At 56.2% G+C, this 5,741-nt stretch carries 3 rRNA genes; all 3 read left to right on the forward strand.

Going from position 1 to position 5,741, the window contains the following annotated elements:
- Positions 1–275 precede the first annotated feature (275 nt).
- Positions 276–1,790, forward strand: a 16S ribosomal RNA gene (locus tag EUA93_RS21390).
- 511 nt (positions 1,791–2,301) lie between these two features.
- A 23S ribosomal RNA gene (locus EUA93_RS21395) occupies positions 2,302–5,428 on the forward strand.
- Positions 5,429–5,616: 188 nt separating this feature from the next.
- Positions 5,617–5,734: ribosomal RNA gene (rrf, locus tag EUA93_RS21400) — 5S ribosomal RNA — on the forward strand.
- The 16S, 23S and 5S rRNA genes sit together here, the layout of an rRNA operon.
- Positions 5,735–5,741 lie beyond the last annotated feature (7 nt).

Below are 5,741 nucleotides of genomic sequence, written 5' to 3' on the forward strand. Positions count from 1 at the left end.
GGGTGCGTCTGATTTTTGAGAACTCAACAGTGTGTTTGATTAGTCGACGAATTAGTTTGTTATGCCCCGTTGACATCATGTTTGCTCGTGCTTCTTGCCTTTGGGTGGGGGGTGTGGGTGGTGGTGTCGCGGTTTCTTTGACAATGATTCTGGCGGGATTGTTCTGGCCCTGTGGGGTTGGGATGGTTCTACTTATATGTCAGTTTTGTTCAGTCATGGATGTGGCTCTTATTGATTGTCGCTCTGGCTCCTTTTGGGGTTGGGGTTGATGTTTTTCGATGGAGAGTTTGATCCTGGCTCAGGACGAACGCTGGCGGCGTGCTTAACACATGCAAGTCGAGCGGAAAGGCCACTTCGGTGGTACTCGAGCGGCGAACGGGTGAGTAACACGTGAGTAATCTGCCCCTGGCTTTGGGATAGCCACCGGAAACGGTGATTAATACCGGATATGACCATTCTTCGCATGAGGTGTGGTGGAAAGTTTTTCGGCCAGGGATGTGCTCGCGGCCTATCAGCTTGATGGTGAGGTAATGGCTCACCATGGCTTCGACGGGTAGCCGGCCTGAGAGGGTGACCGGTCACACTGGGACTGAGACACGGCCCAGACTCCTACGGGAGGCAGCAGTGGGGAATATTGGACAATGGGCGGAAGCCTGATCCAGCAACGCCGCGTGAGGGATGACGGCCTTCGGGTTGTAAACCTCTTTCGGTGGGGACGAAGCGCAAGTGACGGTACCCACTAAAGAAGCACCGGCCAACTACGTGCCAGCAGCCGCGGTAATACGTAGGGTGCGAGCGTTGTCCGGAATTATTGGGCGTAAAGGGCTCGTAGGCGGTTTGTCGCGTCGGGAGTGAAAACGCCGTGCTTAACACGGCGCTTGCTTTCGATACGGGCAGACTAGAGGTATTCAGGGGAGAACGGAATTCCTGGTGTAGCGGTGAAATGCGCAGATATCAGGAGGAACACCGGTGGCGAAGGCGGTTCTCTGGGAATGACCTGACGCTGAGGAGCGAAAGTGTGGGGAGCGAACAGGATTAGATACCCTGGTAGTCCACACCGTAAACGTTGGGCGCTAGGTGTGGGGTCCATTCCACGGATTCCGTGCCGCAGCTAACGCATTAAGCGCCCCGCCTGGGGAGTACGGCCGCAAGGCTAAAACTCAAAGGAATTGACGGGGGCCCGCACAAGCGGCGGAGCATGCGGATTAATTCGATGCAACGCGAAGAACCTTACCTGGGTTTGACATACACCCTGCCGCTCCAGAGATGGGGCTTCTTTTGGGGGTGTACAGGTGGTGCATGGCTGTCGTCAGCTCGTGTCGTGAGATGTTGGGTTAAGTCCCGCAACGAGCGCAACCCTCGTTCTATGTTGCCAGCACGTAATGGTGGGGACTCATAGGAGACTGCCGGGGTCAACTCGGAGGAAGGTGGGGATGACGTCAAGTCATCATGCCCCTTATGTCCAGGGCTTCACGCATGCTACAATGGCCGGTACAAAGGGCTGCGATCCCGTGAGGGGGAGCGAATCCCAAAAAGCCGGTCTCAGTTCGGATTGGGGTCTGCAACTCGACCCCATGAAGTCGGAGTCGCTAGTAATCGCAGATCAGCAACGCTGCGGTGAATACGTTCCCGGGCCTTGTACACACCGCCCGTCACGTCACGAAAGTCGGCAACACCCGAAGCCGGTGGCCCAACCCTTGTGGAGGGAGCCGTCGAAGGTGGGGCTGGCGATTGGGACGAAGTCGTAACAAGGTAGCCGTACCGGAAGGTGCGGCTGGATCACCTCCTTTCTAAGGAGCACACACCCCGATGCCGGGCGAATGTCTCGGCACGATGGTGGTGTCTCACTAGTGGAACGTCGACTGTCAGGTCCCCGCGAGCTGCATGCAGTTGCATGCAGGTGTGGGGGTTGCCTGGTCATGGGCCTCACGTTGGTGAGGACGTGGTTGAACACACTGTTGGGTCCTGAAGGATCAGCCGTATCGGTTGGTGGCTTCTGGTCCTCCTTTCGTCTGGTGGTGCGTGTTGCGTGCTGTCGGGTGGTTGGTGGGGTTGTTGTTTGAGATCTGCATAGTGGACGCGAGCATCTTTTGCAGCCGGCGTGCCTGGCCCTCATGGGGGTTCGGGGTGTCTGGTTGTGAATAGTGTTATGTAGTGCTGGCTGGTTCCTCCTTGTCTTGAGGGGACTGGCTGGCGGCTGGTCTGCCCTGTGATTGTGGGGTGGGCTGGTGTGTTTCTTTTGTGCGTGTCTGGCACGTTGTCGGCGCTCATCTTCGGGTGTGTGTTGTTTTGACGTTGTTGAGACAAGCTATGAAGGGCACATGGTGGATGCCTTGGCATCAAGAGCCGATGAAGGACGTTGGAGCCTGCGATAAGCCCTGGGGAGTTGGCAACCAAGCTGTGATCCGGGGGTGTCCGAATGGGGAAACCCAGCACGAGTCATGTCGTGTTACCTGCACCTGAACACATAGGGTGTGTGGAGGGAACGTCGGGAAGTGAAACATCTCAGTACCGACAGGAAGAGAAAACAACAGTGATTCCGAGAGTAGTGGCGAGCGAAATCGGATGAGGCTAAACCGTGTCTGTGTGATACCCGGCAGGGGTTGCAGGTACGGGGTCGTGGGACCGCTCATCGAGTGCTGCCGTGCTTGAGCAGAGTAAGAAACCAGTGTGGAAGTCGAAGTCGGTTGGAAAGCCGTACCGTAGAGGGTGATAGGCCCGTAGACGTAAAGCGCTGGCTCTGGAGCGTGTTCCCAAGTAACACGGAACCCCTGAAATTCCGTGTGAATCTGGCGGGACCACCCGTTAAGCCTAAATACTCCTTGATGACCGATAGCGGACAAGTACCGTGAGGGAAAGGTGAAAAGTACCCCTGGCGGGGAGTGAAATAGTACCTGAAACCGTGTGCCTACAATCCGTCGGAGCTTTCCACTTGTGGGGGGTGACGGCGTGCCTTTTGAAGAATGAGCCTGCGAGTTTGCGGTGTGTTGCGAGGTTAACCCGTGTGGGGTAGCCGTAGCGAAAGCGAGTCCGAATAGGGCGATTCAGTAGCGCGCTCAAGACCCGAAGCGAAGTGATCTATCCATGGGCAGGTTGAAGCGTCGGTAAGACGACGTGGAGGACCGAACCCACTTAGGTTGAAAACTGAGGGGATGACCTGTGGATAGGGGTGAAAGGCCAATCAAACTTCGTGATAGCTGGTTCTCCCCGAAATGCATTTAGGTGCAGCGTTGCGTGTTTCTTGCCGGAGGTAGAGCACTGGATAGCCGATGGGCCCTACAAGGTTACTGACGTTAGCCAAACTCCGAATGCCGGTAAGTGAGAGCGCAGCAGTGAGACTGCGGGGGATAAGCTCCGTAGTCGAGAGGGAAACAGCCCAGACCATCAGCTAAGGCCCCTAAGCGGTGACTAAGTGGAAAAGGATGTGGAGTCGCATTGACAACCAGGAGGTTGGCTTGGAAGCAGCCACCCTTGAAAGAGTGCGTAATAGCTCACTGGTCAAGTGATTCCGCGCCGACAATGTAGCGGGGCTCAAGTCATCCGCCGAAGCTATGGCATTCAGCGAATACATCAGCACGGACTTGATCCGTGTTCAGTGCGTTGGATGGGTAGGGGAGCGTCGTGTGGGCAGTGAAGCGTCGGAGTGATCCAGGCGTGGAGGCCACACGAGTGAGAATGCAGGCATGAGTAGCGAATCACGGGTGAGAAACCCGTGCGCCGAATGATCAAGGGTTCCAGGGTCAAGCTAATCTGCCCTGGGTAAGTCGGGACCTAAGGCGAGGCCGACAGGCGTAGTCGATGGACAACGGGTTGATATTCCCGTACCGGCGAAGTTGCGCCCATGACGAACCTGGTGATGCTAACCACCCGAAACTCATCGGACCGGACCCTTCGGGGCGAGGCTGGTGAGTGGAGCGTGGGACCCGAGCTGGTAGTAGTCAAGCGATGGGGTGACGCAGGAAGGTAGCCCAGCCACAGCGATGGTTGTCTGTGGGCAAGCGTGTAGGGAGTGGTGTAGGCAAATCCGCACCATCCACTTCAGTGTGGATCCTGAGACGTGACGCGGAGCCGTTAGGCGAAGTGGGTGATCCTATGCTGTCGAGAAAAACCTCTAGCGAGCAACGAGCCGCCCGTACCCCAAACCGACTCAGGTGATCAAGTAGAGAATACTAAGGCGATCGAGACAACCATGGTTAAGGAACTCGGCAAAATGCCCCCGTAACTTCGGGAGAAGGGGGGCCCGGATCGTGAACCCACTTGCTGGGGGAAGCGTGAAGGGCCGCAGAGACCAGGGGAAAGCGACTGTTTACTAAAAACACAGGTCCGTGCGAAGTTGTAAGACGATGTATACGGACTGACTCCTGCCCGGTGCTGGAAGGTTAAGAGGACCGGTTAGACCTTTGGGTCGAAGCTGAGAATTTAAGCCCCAGTAAACGGCGGTGGTAACTATAACCATCCTAAGGTAGCGAAATTCCTTGTCGGGTAAGTTCCGACCTGCACGAATGGAGTAACGACTTTCCCACTGTCTCAACCATGGACTCGGCGAAATTGCACTACGAGTAAAGATGCTCGTTACGCGCGGCAGGACGGAAAGACCCCGGGACCTTTACTATAGTTTGGTATTGGTGTTTGGTACGGCTTGTGTAGGATAGGTGGGAGACTGTGAAGCGATCACGCCAGTGGTTGTGGAGTCAACGTTGAAATACCACTCTGGTCGTACTAGATGTCTAACCTAGGTCCGTTATCCGGATCAGGGACAGTGCCTGATGGGTAGTTTAACTGGGGCGGTTGCCTCCTAAAATGTAACGGAGGCGCTCAAAGGTTCCCTCAGCCTGGTTGGCAATCAGGTGGCGAGTGTAAGTGCACAAGGGAGCTTGACTGTGAGACAGACATGTCGAGCAGGGACGAAAGTCGGAACTAGTGATCTGGCCACGGCATGTGGAAGCGTGGTCACTCAACGGATAAAAGGTACCCCGGGGATAACAGGCTGATCTTCCCCAAGAGTCCATATCGACGGGATGGTTTGGCACCTCGATGTCGGCTCGTCGCATCCTGGGGCTGGAGTAGGTCCCAAGGGTTGGGCTGTTCGCCCATTAAAGCGGCACGCGAGCTGGGTTTAGAACGTCGTGAGACAGTTCGGTCCCTATCCGCCGCGCGCGCAGGAAACTTGAGAAAGGCTGTCCCTAGTACGAGAGGACCGGGATGGACGAACCTCTGGTGTGCCAGTTGTTCTGCCAAGAGCACGGCTGGTTGGCTACGTTCGGAAGTGATAACCGCTGAATGCATCTAAGCGGGAAGCACGTTTCAAGATGAGGTTTCCCACCACGTAAGTGGGTAAGGCCCCCCACAGAACATGGGGTTGATAGGCCGGAGGTGTACAGCAGTAATGCCCAGCCGACCGGTACTAATAGGCCGAGGGCTTGTCCCAACCACGTACAAAACCACACACACACGCACCGCCAGGACACTGGCAGCTACATGGTGAGTGTCGAGTGTCGAGTACACGCGCAAAAGACGAACACGTATGTTCGCGTCCACTAAGCAGTTCCCAACCAACACACCCAGGCACACCCACCACACGTGGGGGTCGTGCCGGGACAGTTGAGTTGAAAGAGTTACGGCGGCCATAGCGAAACGGGAAACACCCGGTCCCATACCGAACCCGGAAGTTAAGCCTTTCAGCGCCGATGGTACTGCAACCGAGAGGTTGTGGGAGAGTAGGACGCCGCCGGACAAACATT

This window comes from Nocardioides oleivorans, from assembly GCF_004137255.1.
Taxonomy (GTDB): domain Bacteria; phylum Actinomycetota; class Actinomycetes; order Propionibacteriales; family Nocardioidaceae; genus Nocardioides; species Nocardioides oleivorans.